This window comes from Massilia luteola (assembly GCF_034420155.1).
Classification (GTDB): domain Bacteria; phylum Pseudomonadota; class Gammaproteobacteria; order Burkholderiales; family Burkholderiaceae_D; genus Telluria; species Telluria luteola.
Window position 1 is genome coordinate 92,151 of record NZ_JAXOFN010000023.1, and the last position, 18,871, is coordinate 111,021.

General features: G+C 67.1%; 10 protein-coding genes and 2 pseudogenes. 7 read left to right on the forward strand and 5 right to left on the reverse strand.

The features are described from left to right. Nucleotides 1-183: 183 nt before the first annotated feature. The 3 genes from U9J41_RS21335 to U9J41_RS21345 are packed head-to-tail and all read left to right on the forward strand — an operon-like array spanning nt 184 to nt 3,967. Nucleotides 184-1,521, forward strand: coding sequence for a GH1 family beta-glucosidase (locus U9J41_RS21335; protein WP_322404172.1), 1,338 nt, complete (start codon nt 184-186; stop codon nt 1,519-1,521). A gap of 51 nt (nt 1,522-1,572) precedes the next feature. Beyond that, nucleotides 1,573-2,613, forward strand: a complete 1,041-nt coding sequence (locus tag U9J41_RS21340; RefSeq protein WP_322404173.1) for a glucokinase — start codon at nt 1,573-1,575, stop codon at nt 2,611-2,613. Next, on the forward strand, nt 2,600-3,967 hold the full coding sequence (locus tag U9J41_RS21345; protein WP_322404174.1) for an MFS transporter: 1,368 nt from the start codon (nt 2,600-2,602) through the stop codon (nt 3,965-3,967). Before U9J41_RS21340 ends, U9J41_RS21345 begins: the two co-directional genes overlap by 14 nt. Before the next feature lie 44 nt (nt 3,968-4,011). Here U9J41_RS21345 and U9J41_RS21350 read toward each other — a convergent pair whose 3' ends face one another. Both U9J41_RS21350 and U9J41_RS21355 read right to left on the reverse strand, forming a co-directional pair. Beyond that, nucleotides 4,012-6,009 (reverse strand): methyl-accepting chemotaxis protein, encoded by a 1,998-nt coding sequence (locus tag U9J41_RS21350; protein ID WP_322404175.1) that lies wholly within the window; start codon nt 6,007-6,009, stop codon nt 4,012-4,014. 190 nt (nt 6,010-6,199) lie between these two features. Further along, nucleotides 6,200-7,807, reverse strand: coding sequence for an MFS transporter (locus U9J41_RS21355; RefSeq protein ID WP_322404176.1), 1,608 nt, complete (start codon nt 7,805-7,807; stop codon nt 6,200-6,202). Between the two features lie 196 nt (nt 7,808-8,003). Here U9J41_RS21355 and U9J41_RS21360 point away from each other — a divergent pair, with 196 nt between their 5' ends. The 4 genes and pseudogenes from U9J41_RS21360 to U9J41_RS21375 all read left to right on the forward strand — a co-directional run bounded on the left by U9J41_RS21360 (nt 8,004) and on the right by U9J41_RS21375 (nt 11,836). Next, nucleotides 8,004-8,378 carry a type 2 periplasmic-binding domain-containing protein gene (locus tag U9J41_RS21360; RefSeq protein ID WP_425260864.1) on the forward strand — a complete coding sequence of 125 codons (375 nt, stop codon included), beginning with the start codon at nt 8,004-8,006 and terminating at the stop codon, nt 8,376-8,378. Then, nucleotides 8,375-9,199 carry a DMT family transporter gene (locus U9J41_RS21365; RefSeq protein WP_322404177.1) on the forward strand — a complete coding sequence of 275 codons (825 nt, stop codon included), beginning with the start codon at nt 8,375-8,377 and terminating at the stop codon, nt 9,197-9,199. The genes U9J41_RS21360 and U9J41_RS21365 overlap by 4 nt, the downstream gene beginning before the upstream one ends. A gap of 146 nt (nt 9,200-9,345) precedes the next feature. Further along, nucleotides 9,346-9,477, forward strand: a pseudogene (locus tag U9J41_RS21370) (carboxymuconolactone decarboxylase family protein); the annotation flags it as partial. Nucleotides 9,478-9,751: 274 nt separating this feature from the next. After that, complete coding sequence (locus U9J41_RS21375; protein WP_322404178.1) at nt 9,752-11,836, forward strand: glycoside hydrolase family 43 protein; 2,085 nt, start codon at nt 9,752-9,754, stop codon at nt 11,834-11,836. A gap of 78 nt (nt 11,837-11,914) precedes the next feature. Here the strand turns inward: U9J41_RS21375 and U9J41_RS21380 are convergent, their stop codons facing one another. The 3 genes and pseudogenes from U9J41_RS21380 to U9J41_RS21390 all read right to left on the reverse strand — a co-directional run. Further along, the gene (locus U9J41_RS21380) at nt 11,915-15,121 is read right to left on the reverse strand and encodes a TonB-dependent receptor (protein ID WP_322404179.1); all 3,207 of its coding nucleotides are present in this window, start codon (nt 15,119-15,121) and stop codon (nt 11,915-11,917) included. Between the two features lie 814 nt (nt 15,122-15,935). Continuing rightward, complete coding sequence (locus tag U9J41_RS21385) at nt 15,936-18,278, reverse strand: glycoside hydrolase family 31 protein (RefSeq protein WP_322404180.1); 2,343 nt, start codon at nt 18,276-18,278, stop codon at nt 15,936-15,938. A 317-nt stretch (nt 18,279-18,595) separates the two neighbouring features. Continuing rightward, nucleotides 18,596-18,871: pseudogene (locus U9J41_RS21390) on the reverse strand (IS4 family transposase); the annotation flags it as partial.

Sequence of the window (18,871 nt, forward strand, 5' to 3'; positions counted from 1 at the left end):
TTTCGGCCTGGTTCTTCGACACGGCAGTTGCCGCGAAGCTCGTGAATATACACCAGGACATGCCGGTTTGACATGTCGGCGGGCGGCTTGCAGGGAAAAAATCTATTTGACACCCGGGCAATGGCGCATGTACGATGAAATCGATTTCAAAAGTTTCAACCTACAACGACCAACCGAAGCATCATGACCGACTCCATCCGCTTTCCTTCCAACTTCACGTGGGGCGTCGCCACCAGCGCCTTCCAGATCGAAGGCGCCTTTGACGCCGACGGCAAGGGCCCTTCGATCTGGGATACGTTCTCGCACGATGCCGCCAACATCATCGACGGCAGCAACGGCGACGTGGCCTGCGACCACTACCACCGCTACCGCGAAGACGTCGCCCTGATGGCGTCGCTGGGCGTGGGCGCCTACCGCTTCTCGATCGCGTGGAGCCGCGTGCAGCCGACCGGCAAGGGCGCGTGGAACGAGGCCGGTTTCGATTTCTACACGCGCCTGCTGGACGCGCTGGACGAAAAGGGCATCGTCGCGCACATCACCCTGTACCACTGGGACCTGCCGCAGGGCCTGCAGGACGACGGCGGCTGGATGTCGCGCGACACGGCGCACCGCTTCGCCGACTACGCGGCCGAGGTGGCGCGCCGCTACGGCAACCGCGTGGCCGCCATCGCCACGCACAACGAACCGTGGTGCACGGCGAACCTCGGCTACGGCAACGGCCAGTTCGCGCCCGGCGTCGCGGACAAGAAACAGGCGATCCAGGTGTCGCACCACCTGCTGCTGTCGCACGGCCTGGCCATGCGGGCGATGCGCGCCGTGAATCCGACCGCGCAACTGGGCATCGTGCTGAACCAATGGACGGCCGAACCGGCCACCGACACCGCCGCGGACCGCCGCCTGGCCGCACTCGAATGGGCCAATTCCATCGAGTGGTTCATGGACCCGATCTTCAAGCGCCGCTATCCGGCGCTGTCGCTGGAAGCGCACGGCGCCGACGCGCCGGTCGTGCACGCGGGCGACTTCGACATCATCGCCCAGCCGCTCGACTTCCTCGGCGTGAACTACTACCGCCGCGAAGTGATGAGCGCGGAAGTCCCGCCGAAGAAGCCGGAAGGCGGCATGGGTTTCACCGACATGGGTTGGGAAATCTACCCGCAGGGCCTGACCGATCTGCTCGTGCAGCTGAAACAGGAGTACCCCGACCTGCCGCCGGTGTACATTACGGAAAACGGCATGGCCTCGGTCGATGCGATCGAGGGCGGCCAGGTCAACGACACCCAGCGCCTGGAGTACGTCCGCACCCACCTCGAGGCCCTCAAGGCCGCGATGGACCAGGGCGTCGACGTGCGCGGTTACTTCCTGTGGAGCCTGATGGATAATTTCGAATGGAACTCCGGCTATGACAAGCGGTTCGGCATCGTCTACGTCGACTACGCCACGCAGCAGCGGACGCCCAAGGCGAGCGCGCTCTGGTACCGCGATTTCATCGCCGGCCAGCGCGCCGCGCTGCGCGCGGCCTGACGCCGCCGCGGCCAAGAACAACAGGAGACCGAGCAAGACATGAGGGACACCATGGATGATGTGCTTTTCGGCGGCGCCCGCCTGCTGGCCGACATCGGCGGCACCAACGCCCGCTTCGCATTGCAGCGCGGCCCCGGCCGCATCGAGGAAATCGCGACGCTGGCCTGCGCCGCCCACCCGACGTTCACCGACGCCGTGCGCGCCTACCTGGCGCGCCACCCCGGCGCCGCGCGCGAAGTGCGCCACGCCGTGATCGCGATCGCGAATCCGGTCGAAGGCGATTTCGTCAAGATGACCAACCACCACTGGCAGTTCTCCATCGACGCCGCACGCCGCGACCTCGGCCTCGACACGCTGCTCGTCGTGAACGACTTCGCCGCGCTGTCGATGTCGGTGCCCAGCCTCGCGGATGCGGACCTCGAACAGGTCGGCGGCACCCGCGTGAGCCCGGACGCCGTGATCGGCCTCGTGGGCGCGGGTACCGGCCTCGGTGTCGGCGGCGTGATTCCCGACGCCGGCCGCTGGAAGGTGCTGCCCAGCGAAGGCGGCCACGTCGCGTTCTCGCCGTCGAATGCGCGCGAGCAGGCGATCCTCGCGTACTGCTGGACGAAATGGGACCACGTGTCGGCCGAGCGCCTGATCTCGGGTCCGGGTCTCGCCACCATCCACGAGGCGCTGTGCGCCATCGACGGCATCGAAGGCGATGCCCTCGAACCGGCGCAGGTCGTCGAGCGCGGCCTGGCGGGCGATGCGCTGTGCGCGGAAGTGCTGGACATCTTCTGCGGCGCGCTCGGCACGATGGCCGCGAACGTGGCCGTGACCTTGTGCGCGCGCGGCGGCATCTACATCGGCGGCGGCGTCGTGCCGCGCCTGGCCGGGTTCTTCGCCAAGTCGTCGTTCCGCGCCCGCTTCGAGAACAAGGGCCGCTTCACCGACTTCTGCAGGCAGATCCCGGTGTACGTGATTCACGCGCCCTACCCCGCACTGGCCGGCGCGGCCGCGATGCTGGACCAGCAGCTCGTCGACGCCCGCGCCGCGGCGCAGCGCGCCCCGATCGACTCCGTCGCGACGGCCCATCATGCGCACGCCTGACCGCATCCGCCACCCGCTGCTGTGGGTACCCACCGGGTACTTCACGATGGCGATGGGCTACGTCATGCTGACGAGCGTGACCGCCATCATGTTCAAGAACATCGGCATGGACAATGCGCGCGCCGCCGCGTATTCGAGCGTCCTGATCTTCGCCTACACGGCGAAACCGCTGTTCGCGCCGTTCGTCGAGATGTACCGGACGAAGAAATTCTTCGTGCTGCTGATGCAGGTGCTCATCGCGCTCGGCTTCGCCGGCGTTGGGCTGGCGATGAGCATGCCGAACTGGATGGTGCTGATGCTGTCCATGTTCGTCGTCATGTCGTTCATCGGCGCGACGCAGGACATCGCCAGCGACGGCGTCTACGTCACGTCGCTCGACACGCGCACGCAGGCGCTGTACTGCGGCGTGCAAAGCCTGTCGTGGAACGTCGGGCCGATCGTGGCGTCCGGCTTCCTCGTCTACCTGAGCGGACGCCTGCACACGGAGGTGTTCCACCATGACCCGAAGGTATTCGGGCCGGACTGGATGGACGCGTGGCGCGTGATCTTCTTCATCGTCGCCGCCATCATCCTCGTGATGGCCGCCTGGCATGCGCGCGTGATGCCCGACGGCGCGCGCGCGGAAAACACGCCGACCAGCGTGCGCGGCGCCGCCGGCATCCTGTGGGATTCGTTCGTCACCTTCTTCCAGAAACGCGACGTGTGGAAGATGATCGCCTTCGCGTTCCTGTTCCGCTTCAGCATCGGCATGCTGGAAAAGATCGGGCCCTTCTTCATGGTCGATTCACCCGCGAAGGGAGGACTCGGCCTGTCCAACGAGAGCCTGGGCATCATCTACGGCACCTGGGGCCTGATCGCGGTGCTCGTCGGCTCCCTGCTGGGCGGGATGTTCGTCGCGAAGCGCGGCCTGAAACGCACGCTGTTCATCCTGTGCTGCGCCGTCAACATTCCCAACCTGACGTTCCTGGCGATGAGCATCGCCCTGCCCTCCGACGCGTGGACGATCGCGGCCGGCGTCATCGTCGAGAAGTTCTTCTTCGGCTTCGGCTCCGTGGGCTACATGATCTACCTGATGCAGCAGCTCGCGCCGGGCAAGTACACGACGACGCACTACGCCTTCGGCACGGGCCTGATGGGCTTGTGCATGCTGGTCACCGGCACGATCAGCGGCGTGCTGCAGGAGTACCTGGGGTATGTCAGCTACTTCGTCGCCGTCATGATCGCGACGATCCCGTCGTTCCTCGCGACGTGGTTCGCGCCGTTCCACCACGACGACGGCATGGACGCGGGCAGCGGCAGCGTCAAGGGCGCGCCGGCTGCGAACGACGCGAGCGCCAGTCACCACGCGGCCTGAGACCCGGGCCGTCATTTCCTGGCCGGGCCGATGCCCGGCCTTTTTTACGCCGCCAGCCTGACGACAGGCGCCGGCCGCGGCAACGCCGCCGCGCCTTGCGCCGGCCGGTCGTCGCCGATGTGGAAGACGCTCACGGTATGGGCCAGGTTGCGCGCCTGGTCATCGAGACTCGCGGCCGCCGCCGCCGCTTGCTCCACCAGCGCGGCGTTCTGCTGCGTGGTGTCGTCCAGGTTCGAGATGGCGTCGTTGACCTGGTGGATGCCGGCCGCCTGCTCGCGCGACGCCACGACGATCTCCGACACGATGCCGGACACACGCTGCACGCTGGACAGGATATCCTCCATCGACGCGCCGGCCTCTGTCACCAGGCGGTTGCCCGTCTCGACGCGCTCGACGCTTTCGTCGATGAGCTGCTTGATCTCCTTGGCCGCCGCCGCGCTGCGCTGGGCCAGGCTGCGCACTTCGCCGGCGACCACCGCGAATCCGCGGCCCTGGTCTCCCGCCCGCGCCGCCTCGACGGCTGCATTCAGCGCGAGGATGTTGGTCTGGAAGGCGATGCCGTCGATGACGCCGATGATGTCGACGATCTTGCGCGCGCTGGCGTTGATCGCTTCCATCGTCGCCACCACGTCGCTGACCACGCGGCCGCCGCGCTCGGCCACGGCGGAGGCCTGGCGCGCCACCTGGTTGGCCTGGGCGGCATTCTCGGCATTCTGGCGCACGGTCGCCGTGATCTCTTCCATCGACGCCGCCGTCTCTTCCAGGTTGGACGCCTGCGATTCGGTGCGCGCCGACAGGTCCGCATTGCCGTTGGCGATGTCGCCGGTGGTGGCGCCGATGGTGTCGACGCTGACCCGCACTTCACGCACGATCTTGCGCAGGTTGTCGTTCATGCGTCCCAGGGAGGACAGCAGCCGCGCGGTTTCGTTGCGGCCTTCGGTGGCGATGGCCGCCGTGAGATCGCCGGAGGCGACCCGTTCCGCGATCTCGACGGCATTGTTCAGCGGCTGCGTTACCGAGCGGGCGATCACGTAGAGCATCAGGCCGCCGAACGCGAACAGGGCGGCGACCGCGGCCAGCATGCCCAGCCGGGTATGCCGGAGCGTGGAAATCCTGGCGTCGAGCAGGCCGTTGAACTGTTCCGTGGCCTTGTCCGCGAACGCATACTGGGCATCGATGGCGGCCGTGGTCAGCCTGACGTACTCCGGTCCGGAGAACGTGAGCGGGTCCGCCTTCACGATCTGCTCCGTGGCCAGCTTCATGGTCTGCTGCGCCTGTTCGCGCACGTCCCGCATCGGACCTGCCAGCGGCGCGGTCAGGCCCGGATTGGCGCGCGCCGCCTTGTCGAACTGGCTGGTGGTCTGGTGCAGCCGGTCGGCGACCCGCGCCACGATCGCGGACAGGGCCAGCCGGTCTTCCGGGCTGGCGCTCTTCGTCGCCAGCATGCCGGCGCCCTTGGCCCGCATCTTGCCGAGTTCCTCCGACAGGTAGGGCAACTGATAATAGATCGCCTGGATCAGCTGGTAGGAATCGACGTCCGGGTCCAGGTTCAGGCCGTAGTGGTCGGCCACCTGGTCCTCGACCTCGAGCAGCCTGGGCACGAGGGCAGTATGCGCCTCGTAGCTCTCGGGCACCGTGATCGTGCGCGCGACCACGCGTCCGCGCAACGTTTCCCAGTCGTTCTTCGCGTCCGTCCACGCCTGGTCGAGGCGCGGATCGCGGATGCCGGCGACGATCGCCGCCATGGCCGCGTAGTTGCCGTCCACCTCGCGCTGCTTCGCTTCCCGTTTCGGAACCGATTCCGCGACGCCGCCGACCACCAGTGCCGCCAGGCCGCGATGCTGCTGGGTGGTCTGGATCGTAGCGAGGATCGTCGCCACCGGCGCGCGCGCGTGGGCTTCGAGCTCCAGCGCGTCGAGCGCCTTGCCGGTCTCTTGCAGGTAGAGCGTGGCCGGGATGGCGGCGACGATGACGCCGACGACGCTCAGGATCGCGAATTTATGCCAGAGCAGCAGATGCTCGAGGCGACGTTGTAAGCCCATGATGTTCTCTATCGTAAGTGAGGTGGTGCCGCCGCGATGGCCGCATGTATTTATTGTATCCGTATGGAAACAATAAATACATGCGGCAACAAATGCAACGCCAATTGACGCGATTCGATCGCGATACGACAAATCGCCAGGCAAATGTAATCGAATGGTAATGAATTGCCGGCTTACGCGGCCGCGGCGTTCAGCCCAGCGCGGCAGGCTCAGCGATCAGCCCCTGGATCTCTTCCAGCCGGCGGCCGCGCGTATCGATGCCGTTCCTGGCCAGCAGCAGCGCCGCGACGGCCATCGGGGCCGCGATCACGAGGGCGGCCAGTGCCACGTTGCCGAACAGGCCCACGACGCCGAAGCCGGCGCCGAGGATGCCGCCCAGCTTGGAGCCGGCCGCGATGACGCCGGACCCGGTGGCGCGCAGGTGCACCGGGTAGATTTCGGACGCGTACGGGATCAGGGTGGCGATCACGCCGCTGGCCGAGACCAGCAGCGCGACCGTCGCGACGACCATGGCGGCCGTCGACGCCACGCCGAAATGGCCGAGCAGGAAGAAGCCCAGCAGGCTCGCGCACGACAGGCCGATGAAGGTCACGAGCGTGTTGATCGTGCTCCAGCGGTGGTACAGCCAGATCACGACGAGCGTGCCGGGCAGCGCGAGGAATGCCGACTTGGCGAGGAGGCTCGTGGCCGTGGCGGCGTCCATGCCCATCGCGCGCAGGTTCGTCGGCAGCCACAGGAGAAAGCCGAAGTTGGCCAGGCCCCAGGCGATGCCGGCCACGCCCATGCCGATCGTCAGCGGGCCGTAGCCGCCCTGCAGCAGCGCGCGCATGCCGGACGACGGGCGGTCGGCCTCGGCCGCGTCGGCCGCCCCGCACGCCGCGTCGGCGTCGACGACGCCGGCGAATTTCGCCAGCACGGCGCGCGCCTGGTCGGGCAGGCCGTTGGTCGCGAGGAAGCGCGGCGATTCCGGCAGCAGGCGGCTGAGCAGGATGATGATGGCGCCCGTCGGCAGGCCCAATAGCCACAGCACGCGCCAGCCGTAGACCGGTTCCAGCAGGCTGGCGGACCAGGCGGCGACGAGGTAGCCGGCCGAGTTCCCGAGCCCGCCCAGCGCGACGAGCAGCCAGCCGCGGTGCGCGGCCGGGATCATCTCGGCCATCAGCGTGAACGTGATCGGGAGCAGGCCGCCGGCCGACGCGCCCATCAGGAAGCACATGGCAAGGTTCCAGTTAAACGACGGCATCGCGCCGCAGATGGCCGTGCCGATGAACATCAGGGCCGACAGGAGGATCGTCGCGCGCCGGCCGAAGCGGTCGGCGACGAGACCCCAGACGACGGAACCGACCGTCGTTCCGGTCAGCGCGACGAAGGCGAGCATGCCCGCCGACTGCTTGGCGAGATCGTATTCGCGGGTCATGCCCGGCATGACGAAACCGAGCGTGGCCGGCTTCATCACGTCGATCGTCAGCGCGACCACGAGCACGGCGACGAGATACCAGTGGTGGCGGTTCAGCGGGATGCCGTCGGCGATGTGGAAATGCAGGCCGCCGCGCGCGCGGGTGCCCGCGCGCAGCCGCGCCATGCGGGGCATCACGCCGTAGGCCGCCAACAACAGTCCGAGCGGGATCAGGGCCATCCCCGTCAGCATCAGGGCGTCCATCTCCATGCCGGCCATCCGGTACCCCATGTGCGACGCGCACACGAACATCGGGATGTGCGCCAGCACGCCGGCGACGATGGCGGCCGTGCCGGCCCAGAACGCGAAGGGGTGATGCAGGGACAGGCCGTTCGATTTCATGCTGTGCTGTCGGAAAGGGCGGCATCGCCGCCCGGTACGGAAGAGCCATCGAGTATGCCCGCGCCCCATGTAAAACACAAGCGCGGAAGGGCGGGCGGCCACGGATGGCCGCTGGCGGTAAGTCCGGGATTTTGTCATTGCCTGCGCGGCATCGGCACGGCTACCATCGGCATCTTATCGCTCTGACAGGAAAGCCGTGCGCGACAGCCTCACACACGTTTCGACCCCGCGGTCCGGCCATGGGTACAGCCATGACGGCAACGATGCGCTGGCAGGCCGCATGGACGACAGCCGGATCGTCGCCAAGCGGCTGGTGCCCATGCGGATGCTCGTGTGCGCGGCGCCCGCGTACGCGCAGCAGCACGGCCTGCCGCGCGCGCCCGACGACCTGGCCGGCCACGCCTGCGTGAACTGCGCGCCGGACGACCGCGGCCACTTCCTCTGCCACCTGAGCCGGCACCACATGCCGCCGAGCGTGCGCGGCTTCGTCGACGACATGACGCAGCGGACCGGCGCCCTCGGCCTGGACGAGCGCGCCCCGGCGGCGCAGGCCTGCGCGGGACTGCCATGACGCGCACCGCCTGGGCCTGCGCGCTCGGCGCCATCCTGCTGTGGGCGGCGTTCGCGACCCTCGTGCGGTTCGCGGGGAACACGCCGCCGCTGCTGCTGACCGGGATCGCGCTGTGCTGCGGCAGCCTCGCGTCCGCGCACCGGTGGCGCGAATGGCGGGTGCCGGCGGCCGTCCTCGGCTTCGGCGTGGCCAGCCTGTTCCTGTATCACGCCAGCCTCGTGGCCGCGTTCCGGCTCGCGCCCATCGCCGAGGCGAACCTGTTGAACTACCTGTGGCCGCTGCTGATCGTCGTGCTGGCCCCGCGCGCCGGCGGGACGGGGCCGCGGCCGCGCCAGCTCGCCGGCTGCGCCATCGCGTTCGCGGGCGCGGCGCTCGTCATCGCGCCGTCCGCGTCGACGCTGTCCGCCGTGCACCTCGCGGGGTATGCGCTCGCCGTGTTCGCCGCGTTCACCTGGGCCGTGTATTCGCTGCTGCCGGCGCGCCTGCCCGCGTATTCGTCCTGGGCCACGGGCGGCTTCTGCCTCGGCGCCGGCATCCTCGCGCCCGGCGCGCACGGCCTGTTCGAAACGCCGTACCGGCCGACGGGCGCGGAGCTGGCCGCGATGGCGGCCATCGGCGCGGGGCCGCTCGGGCTGGCGTTCGTCCTGTGGGACCGCGCGATGCGCACGGGCCGCGCGGCGACGATCGGGTCGCTGTCCTACCTGACGCCCGTGCTGTCCACGCTCGCGCTGGCCGTCACAGGCGCCGTGGCCGCTGGCGCATGGTGGCGTCTCGCGCCGGCGCTGCTGCTGGTCGTCGCCGGGGTCCGCCTGGCGCGCTGATTGGTGCGTTCCGGTCACCACCGCGCGGCCGCAGCGAGCGCTGCCGGCCGCGCGCCGCGCCGCCTGCACGCCTCGCATGCCGCACCGTCGCGGCATCGACCACCAGCCAGGAGAAACCGATAACCCAGCGTATCAACGACCTCACGGAACTGGAACTCACGGAGCCGACTTACGAAATCATGGCGATCAACGCCTGGAACCGCATCGACGTCGCGTTCAGGACGGTGCCCGGTTCGTACGACAAGGACTTCGGCCTCGCCAAGGCCAACCTGGCATGAAAATCGTCGTATGACGGCGCCGTGCGATGACTTTTTCCTGGCGACCGATGTCGGATTCGGTATCGCATCCGTCGGTTAGTTGCAAAATATGGACGATCGCTTGCCGGATCCACGCCATCCACCGCGGGACGAAAGGAAAAGCCCCGCAATAACAATGACTTGCGCGCGACGACGGGCATCGTCCCCGGCGACCGCCGGCGCACCGCTGTGGTTTTGACAACCCTTGCCGGCATGCCCTACATTGCCGGATGACCTGCACGCCACCGGACCTCCCATGACCCCACTTCGCCCCCGCCCGCCGCGCCTCGTCGCGGCGGCCCTCGCCGCCTGCGCCGCCGTCGCCTGCATGCACGTGCGCGCACAGGAAGAGCCTCGCCCCGCCGCCGGCCTGTCGACCGCCACCTGGACGGCCGACAACGGCAACGGCACCTTCACGAATCCGCTGTTCTACGACGAGTTCTCCGACCCCGACCTGATCCGCGTGGGCGACTGGTTTTATCTGACCGGCACGACGATGCACGCGATGCCCGGCCTGCCCATCCTGCGCTCGCGCGACCTCGTGAACTGGGAATTCCTGGGCTATGCCGTCGACAAGCTGGACTTCGGCCCCGCCTATCGCCTGGAAGACGGCAAGAACATCTACGGCCAGGGCATCTGGGCGCCCAGCCTGCGCTACCGGAACGGCACGTTCTACATCTTCAGCAACGTGAACGGCCGCGCCACGCAAATCTTTTCCGCGACCGATCCACGCGGGCCGTGGACGCGCCGCGAAATGAAGCGCGGCCTGCACGATCTCTCCGTGCTGTTCGACGACGACGGCACGGCGTGGGTCGTGTGGGACCACCAGCGCATGCACCTCGCCAAGCTGACGGACGACCTGACGGATATCGTGCCCGGCACGGAAAAGGTCCTGTTCACGCAGGACGCCGGCATGGGCGAAGGCGCGCACTTCTACAAGATCAACGGCAAGTACTACATCCTGAGCGCCAACTACGCCGGCGGCTTCCGCATGCCGGCCGCGCGCGCGGACAAGATCGACGGCCCGTACGAAGTGAACCGGGCGATCAGCAAGGACGAGGACTACGGCATGGCCCGGGGCTACCGCCTCAAGGACAACAACACGCCGACCGCGATCGTGCCGCCCGACCCGTCGGCCCGCAATGCCGATTCGCTGCACCAGGGCGGGATCGTGCTGACGCCGGCCGGCGAATGGTGGGGCTTCTCGATGCAGGACTTTAACTCGGTCGGCCGCTTGCTGAGCCTCGCGCCGATCACCTGGAAGGACGGCTGGCCTTACTTCGGCCTGCCCGGCAACCTGGGACGCAATCCGCGCACGTGGGTCAAGCCGAAGACGGCCGCGCCCTCGCCCATCGCCGTCCCGTATGCGCGCAGCGACGATTTTTCGGGTTCGGCCCTGCAACCCGTCTGGCAGTGGAATCACGTCCCCGTCGACGGCAAGTGGTCGCTGGCGGAGCGGCCCGGTTTCCTGCGCCTGCACGCGCTGCCCGCCACGTCGTTCTGGCACGCGCGCAACAGCCTGACGCAGCGCGCCATCGGCCCGCGCTCGTCGCCCACGGTGACGCTGGATGCGTCCGGATTGGCCGCGGGCGACGTCGCCGGGCTGGCGCTGCTGAACCTCCCGTACGCGACGCTGGGAGTGGAAAAAACGGCCGCCGGCCTGCAGGTGGCGCTGTACGACCAGGCGCGCGACCGCACCGTGCGCGTGCCGCTGCCGGCCGGCGCGACGCGCGTGATGCTGCGCGCCGACTGCGACTTCCTCACGGAGCAGGCGCGCTTCAGCTGGTCGACGGACGGGAAGACGTTCGCGCCGATCGGCGAGCCGTTCACGATGGTGTTCCAGCTGAAGACGTTCCAGGGCGTGCGCTACGCCCTGTTCGACTACAACCAGACCGGCAAAGCGGGCGGCCATGCGGACTTCGACAGCATCGACGTCTACCAGCCAGACCCGCACGGCCTGATGCGCGCGATTCCCTACGGCCGCCGGATCCGGCTCGCCGGGTGGAAGACGGGCGACGCGTTCATGCCCGGGCACGGCGGGGCCGCGCCGCTCGCCGTCAAGGACATGGGCCTGGGCCGCGTCGCGCTGCAGTCCGGTGCCGCGTGGGTCAGCGTCGACGCGCAAGGCGGCGTGGGCCTGCGCAAGGGCGCGCCGGGACAGGCGCAAAGCTTCCAGTGGATCGAGACGCCGACGGGTGAACTCGTGCTGATGTCGCTGGCGACGAACCGCTTCCTGCGCATCGATCCGGCCACGCACGCCGTCCGCGCGGACAGCCCGGGGCCGCTGCCGGACGGCAGCGACGGCGTGCGTTTCACGTGGGCGGATGCCGCTGCGGATTGACGTCGAAAAAAAAAGAGCGGCCGCGTGGCCGCTCTATGAACACCGGGCCATCCGCGGACGGCCCGGGGAGACGCAAGCTTAGAACGCCGTGCGCAGCGACATGGTGTAGCTGCGGCCGGGCGCGTTCTCGTCGAAGATCGCGTTGGTGAACTGCGTGTAGTTCTGGCTCTTCGCGTTGTTCACGTTCCAGACGCTGAGCGTCACCTCCGTGTTGTAGCGGAAGCCGAACAGCTTTTGCAGGTTCAGGCCGGCGGACAGGTCCACCTGCGAGCGCGACGTCGAGTACGCATACGCCCACGTCGCCAGGCCCGTGCCGGTATTGCTGATCAGGCTGGACGTGTACTGGCGCGCGACGCGCAGGTTCAGGCCGTTGCGCTCGTAATACAGCGTCAGGTTGTTGGTCCGCGGCGGCACGCCCGCGACGGGCGGCGAGCCCACCACTTCGTCGGTCTGCTTCGTGTACGTGAAGTTGCCCGTGAAGCCGAAACCCTTGACCGGCAACATGTCCAGCGGCTGCTGCCACGTGAATTCGAAGCCGCGCACCTTGAGCTTGGTGTCGATGTTGTACGGCTCGCTGATGATCACGTGCTTCTGGTCGCGTCCCCCGGCCGCGTCCACCGCCGCCTGCTGCGCACCCGTCAGGCCCACCGTGCCGTAGATCTGGTCCAGCTGCGCCAGCGTGTAGTCGATGTAGCGCGTGCCCGGCCGGCTGACGATGTCCTTGGCGAAGCCAGCCAGCGCCACATAGCCTTCCCGGCTGAAGTAATACTCGAGGCCCAGGTCGAGGTTGTTCGCCTTGAAGGGCTTGAGGTTCGGATTGGACACGCTGCCCTGGTTCACGCCCTGGTCGCCGATCGACAACTGGGTCTGGTGCAGGTCGGCCGGGTTCGCACGGGTCATCGACTTGGAGCCGGACACCCGCGCGATCAGGTCGTGCAGGATGTTGTACGAGACGGTGAACGACGGCAGCACGTTGTGGTACTTGATCGTCTCGTATGCCCAGGTCTGCTGGTTCGGGTAGCGGCCGCCGTTGGCGAGGTTCTGCGCCGCGTTGCGCGGATCGGCCACGCTCTGCGGCGCGCCGATCGTCTGCTCCGTCTGCGCATAGCGCACGCCGGCGTTGTAGCGGAACGTGCGGCCGAACAGCGGCACTTTGCCGTTCGTCTCGAGGTAGAACGCCTTCACTTTCTCGCGCAGGTAGCCGCCGCCCGTCGTGGGCACGTCCATGATGCGGTCGCGGAAGTACTGGTAATTCGTGTCCTTCGCAAACTTGTCCCAGTCGACCGTGACGAAACCGTGATCGCTCGCGTGCACGTACTTGGCCAGGTCGGCATTCGTGACGGCCGAACCGAGATACACCAGCTGGTTCGTGAGGCCCGCGGTCGAGCCGGTGCCGTAACCCGGATAGGCCGTCGCGGCGACGGCGGCGCCCGGCGTGGAGCGTCCGTCGCAGCTTCCCTGCAGGGCCGTGTTGGGCGCATAGAACGGGTAGCTGACGTTGTTGCCGCAGGTGAGGTTCATCCACGCGTCGGCGTTGTTGTAGTCCGTGAAGCGGCGCGCGATGTCGTCGAACGAACCGCCCACCTTGATGGCGAACGTGTCGTCGCCCCAGTTCAGGTTCAGGCGCGTGCCCTTGGTGGTGTTGCGGCGCTGGTAGAGGTCGGTGCGCAGGCCGGACAGGCCCTGCCCCGCCTGGTACCAGCCGAAGGCGCTGGGATCGTTGATGTCGATATTGCTGGTCATGACCGGGATCTTGCCCGGCGCCGTGTTGCTGTAATTGACCACCGACGACGGCGACGTGGTCGCCACCAGCACGGTCGGCATGTCGCGATAGAACTCGCTGTCCGTGTAGTTGACGTGGCCGTCGATCGTCAGCCTGTCGGTCGGGCGGTACTCGAAGCCCGGATTGACGCTGCGGAAGTGCGTGTTCTCCTTCATCGGACGGAATTCGAGCGACCAGAACGTGTCGGCCAGCGTCGCCCCCGTGATCGTGCAATAGGCCGAGCAATCGCTGCGGTCGAACGTCATGCCGATGGGGATCGGCGTATTCGACCGCATGCCCACGTTCATGTCTTCCTGCGTCATCTTGTTGCCCTTCTGGGCGAACAGGGTGTCGAGATAGAAGTCCCACTGGTCGTTCGGCTGCCACTGGAAGCTCAGCACCTCGCCGCGGCGGCGGCGCTCGCCGTCATAGACCAGGTAGCGCGGCAGGCGGCCCATCAGGCCGTTGTCGATCTGCTGGATCGTGGCGCCCGGATTCAACGCCAGCAGCATCGCGCGGTCGATCGGCGCGCCCGGCTTGAGCAGCGATTGCGCATAGGCCGGCAGCACGGAGAGCGGAATCCCGGACGGCACCGTGGCCGGGCTGTTGAAATAGTCGCCCGGGAGCGCGGCCGGATCGGAGGCGTTGCGCTGGTTCGCATTCAGGCGGACGGTGCGCATGTCCACGGTCTGGAACACGTCCGTGTGGTATTTCGTGTTGCCCCACGCGAAGCCGGCGAGCGCGCCGACCTTGCCGAAGCGCGTATTCCAGGTATTGCTGACGAGGCCGGAGCCGGTATTGCCCCACTTGCCGTCCTTGTCGCGGTAATTGCCGCTGGCCGTGAAGGCCGAGCGGAAGCCGGCCTTGTCGAACGGACGCACGCTGCGCGTGTCGACCGTACCGGCCACGCCGCCTTCGATGATGTCGGCGCGCTGGCTCTTGTACACGGTGGCGCTGCGGAACAGTTCGGACGGCAGGAAGTCCATGTCCACTTCGCGGTTGGCGCTGATGTTGCCGCCCCAGCTGCCGGCCGACGCCGACGCCATCGGCGCGCCGTTCAGCAGCACCCGCGTGAACGCCGGGCCCATGCCGCGGATCGAGATGTTCATGCCCTCGCCGTCGATGGCCGCGCGGGTCACCGTCACGCCCGGCACGCGCGACAGGGCGTCGGCGATGTTCGGGTCGGGGAATTTGCCGATATCCTCCGAGAACACGGTGTCGGTCAGGCCGTTGTTCTCGCGCTTTTCGTTGGCCGACAGCGCCAGCGAGCTGCGGTAGCCGGTGACGGTGACGGTCGCGGCGGCTGCCGGTTTCTTGGCATCCGCGCCGGCCTGCGCCGCCGTGGGCGCCGTGGCTGCCGGTTGCGCGGCTGCCGGTTGCGCGGCGGCCGGTTGCGTAGTGGCCGGTTGCGCGGCGTCCTGCGCCCAGGCGCTCGACACGAGGCCGGCCAGGATCGTCAACGCGTAAATCTCGCGGCAATAGGGTGCCCTGCGCCGGGCGGCGCCTTTCCAGTGTTGCTTCATATGTCTCCTCTTTATCTTCTTATCGGATGGCCTCGGCGGCCTTTTTCGTCTTGTGTATCGAGGTGGAACTGCTTGATGCGCTTGTTTTTCTCGGGAACGGGTCTCCTGACACGGGTACATCGGACATTCGTCCCGGATCGCACTAACACAAAATGTTAAACGCTAACATTTTTCGGCGCGGGACAACCTTTGCCACACTGTCGGCAGGCGCTTACCCGAGACGGATGAAATCGCCTCTGCGGAGGGCTTTCCAAGTACGACGTCTGACATGTCAGTAAAATACTTGAGTAAATACCACGTAACCAATAATTTTTTTTTCGCGATCGATACCGGAATTCGTATCACAGGCATCATAGGGAGGCCTGCTCACTCGGAGGCTTGCTATCCGCTACCACAAAATCCGTGTTAGGGGTGTTATACGATAACAACAGATATGATGTCTGACGTTATTCATGGCGCATGCCGGGCTTGCGCCACGTTCGCGCCGGCCGGCCATTTGTGTCTTCGGAAGGGGAATCGCGCCGCGCGGCGCTGTTCAGGAATCCGTCCAGCCGCATCGCTGTCGCGGATGCCGCGCTGCCGGAACGGGACCGCCGCGCGCGCGCGTGCGCGCAGGGAATGCCGGGCATGAACGCCGCGGTCGGGATGTCGTGTGTCCGGACGCGTGGCCGGCGCTTCCGAGCCGGGCGGCGCTGTCGTTGCCGCCGGTAGCCAAGGGAGGAAGGCAATGCCCGCTTGCCTGCGGCACGCGAACACAGCCATAAAAAAAAGCCGTTCCCGCGAGGACGGGAACGGCGTTCACGATGTGCCGCGATTATTTGCCGGCGACCTTCACGAGGCCAGGCAGGTTCTTCGCCACGTTGGCGTCGCCGCCGCTGGCCGTGAGCTTGCCCGCGCCGTCATTCCAGTGCAGGCGCGTCGTCGTGCCCTTGCCTTTTTCGTAGTCGTACGACACGCCGTCGTCGTCGTACAGGTCGAAGGTGCCGTCGCGGCCCGGGTAGACCTTGACCTGGGCGATGCCCTGCTTCGTCGCCGTCGACTGGATCGCCGTGCCGAGCGGGACGATCGAGCCGGCCTTCACGAACACCGGGATGCGGTCGATCGGCGCCGCGACCTTGACCCACTGGCCGCCGGCCAGCTTCTCGTCGGTCCAGAAGTTGTACCAGTCGCTGCCCGCCGGCAGGTAGACGTTCTTTTCCGTCTGGCCCTGCTCCGTCACCGGCGCCACGAGGAACGCCGGGCCGAACATGTATTCGGTGCCGATGTTCGCGACGTTCGGATCGTTCGGGAAGTCCATCCACAGGCCGCGCATGAACGGCGCGCCGGTGTCGTGCGTGAACTTGGCCTGGCTGTAGATGTACGGGATCAACTGGTAGCGCAGCGCGTCGTAGTGCGACAGGACGGCTTCCGCCTGCTTGCCGAACGACCAGATGTCGGTGTGCTTGTGCTGCCCGTGCAAGCGCAAGGTCGGCAGGAAGGTGCCGTACTCGAACCAGCGCGTCAGGAGTTCGGGATAGTCGTTGTTCTGGCCGACGACGTCGCGCGCGTCGGACGGATCGAGCAGCGGCGGTTTGGTGCCGCCGCTGGTGGCCGGGATCGACTGCCAGCCGCCGATGTCGTTGCCCCACATGGCGATGCCCGACGCCGTCATGTTCAGGCCCGTCGGGATCTGGCGCTGCAGCGCTTCCCACGTCGCGTTGACGTCCGAGGACCAGAACAGCGCGCCCGTGCGCTGCGAGCCGAGGTAGGCGGCGCGCGACAGGATCAGCACGCGCTTGTTCGGCTTCCACGCGCGCATATTGTCGGCAAAGCCTTCAACGTGCAGCAGCGGGAACAGGTTATGGTAGCGGTCGCCCGAACCGATCGAGTAGAAGAAGCCGTCCGGCACCAGGTCCGGTTCGGTCTCGTCCAGCCACGGGTAGTCGAAGCCGTGCGACAGGACGTTGTCGCGCGCCTTCTCCCAGAACCACTGTCTCGCCTTCGGATTCGTCGCGTCGATCAGGCCGCCGGTGCGGTCGGAGCGGAACGGCAGGCCGTCGACGGTCTTGCCGTCCTTGTCCTTCAGCAGATAGCCCTTCGCGTCCAGCTCGTTGAAGTAGCGGCCCGCCGTTTCGAAGCGCGGCCAGATCGAGACGATCGACTGCATCCCCATGTCGTGCAGTTGCTTGTTCATGCCGTCCGGATCGGGGAACTCGGCCGGGTTGATGTCCATCTGGCCCATGCGGGTCCAGTAGAACCAGTCGACGACCATCACGTCGAGCGGGTATTTTTTCTGGCGGTAGGTGTTCGCGACGCGCAGCACTTCCTGCTGGCTGTCGTAGCGCGCCTTCGACTGGATCAGGCCGAACGCGGCCTTCGGCGGGATCGGCGTCTTGCCGGTCAGGCGCGCGTAGCCCGAGTAGATCTCGTCCGCCGTCTTGCCCGTGATGACGAAGAACGACACGCGCTCGCCCACGTTCGACTGGAACGTCGTGCGGCCGTGGATGCCGGCGGAAAAGCGCGTGGCCGACGGGTTGTCCCAGACGATGCCGTAGCCCTTCGAGGACACCATGAACGGCACGCACACGGTCTCGCCGGCCGGCGCGTCGTACCAGTGCTTGCAGTCGAGCGTGCGGCCGCGCAGGTCGAGGGCGCCCGTGGATTCCTGGTTCTGGCCCATGCCGTAGTAATGCTCGTCGCGGGCGGCCGCGAACGTGGCACCGACCTGGTAGGTCTTTTCGCCGGAGACGGTCTGCGGCGACATCTCCCAGCCCTGCATGTCGAGGATCTGCTCGCCCTGGGCGTTCTTCACCTGCAGGCCGACCGGGGCCAGCGACGGCGCGAAGTATTTCTCCGGCTGGCTCGGCGTGCGCGCCGGCGGGGCGGCGTTCACATGCAGGGTCATGCCGTTCGACGTGAAGGTGTCGCCGTCATTGCCCGCCGCGTGGCGGAAGGCGCCGTTGTCGGCGTGCTTGGCCAGGATGCCGTAGCCCGGCCCCTTGAGGACTTCGTCCTTGTCGACGGCGATCGTCACGTGGACGACGTTCGGGCCATACGCTTCCACCGTCACCCAGGCGCCGTTCCGGTCCAGGGTGGTCAGCGGGGCGGCGAAGGCCGAGGGTACGATGGCGAGCGCGGATGTTAGCGCAATCAGCGTGCGGTGCAGGGTAAGTCTCATTCAGTCCTCTATCGCAGGGGGTGAATCGGGCGAGGCCGGAAGCGAAGGCGGCAAAGGGCCGGGAAGACTGTCATGACGGGCCGTATGGCCCGCGGCCGCGCATGGCGGACAAGTAGGATCGTCTCCGCGGCACGGTGCCGGCCGATGGCGGCGGCGTGCGCATTATAGTTGAAACGTCATTGTCGCTGTTAGCGGTCACATACGCAATCGCTAAAACCGCCGATCCGGGAATAATAATGCGTTGCTACACGCTACCATCGCCGCATCGACAAAAAAGACAGGCCACACCGTGAATTCGGGGTCAGAGCCTAATGCCGTTAAGTTAAGGTTCTTCGAAGGCGGCGCTCGGGATAACGCTGGGGCTTGGCTTTAGTGACCCGGTCGAACTTTCGGCCGGGTCGGTAGACATTCAGTTCGAGTAGCATCCTTTCACGCATACGTTTCAAGACGCCAGGTATGTTTCCTTGGGCCTGCAAGGCCGCGACATGCTGCATCTCGAATTGAAATGCTGACAAGGCGAACACAAAGCTGATATCACTAGGGGCGCACTTGGCTTGTTCAGCGGTGCGCGCCATTTCCAGGCGTACCAGGTT

Bases quoted from the DNA above. Each gene is read 5' to 3' on its own strand.
- U9J41_RS21335 (WP_322404172.1), top strand. From the start codon at position 184: ATGACCGACTCCATCCGCTTTCCTTCCAACTTCACGTGGGGCGTCGCC.
- U9J41_RS21340 (WP_322404173.1), top strand. From the start codon at position 1,573: ATGGATGATGTGCTTTTCGGCGGCGCCCGCCTGCTGGCCGACATCGGC.
- U9J41_RS21345 (WP_322404174.1), top strand. From the start codon at position 2,600: ATGCGCACGCCTGACCGCATCCGCCACCCGCTGCTGTGGGTACCCACC.
- U9J41_RS21350 (WP_322404175.1), bottom strand. From the start codon at position 6,009: ATGGGCTTACAACGTCGCCTCGAGCATCTGCTGCTCTGGCATAAATTC.
- U9J41_RS21355 (WP_322404176.1), bottom strand. From the start codon at position 7,807: ATGAAATCGAACGGCCTGTCCCTGCATCACCCCTTCGCGTTCTGGGCC.
- U9J41_RS21365 (WP_322404177.1), top strand. From the start codon at position 8,375: ATGACGCGCACCGCCTGGGCCTGCGCGCTCGGCGCCATCCTGCTGTGG.
- U9J41_RS21375 (WP_322404178.1), top strand. From the start codon at position 9,752: ATGACCCCACTTCGCCCCCGCCCGCCGCGCCTCGTCGCGGCGGCCCTC.
- U9J41_RS21380 (WP_322404179.1), bottom strand. From the start codon at position 15,121: ATGAAGCAACACTGGAAAGGCGCCGCCCGGCGCAGGGCACCCTATTGC.
- U9J41_RS21385 (WP_322404180.1), bottom strand. From the start codon at position 18,278: ATGAGACTTACCCTGCACCGCACGCTGATTGCGCTAACATCCGCGCTC.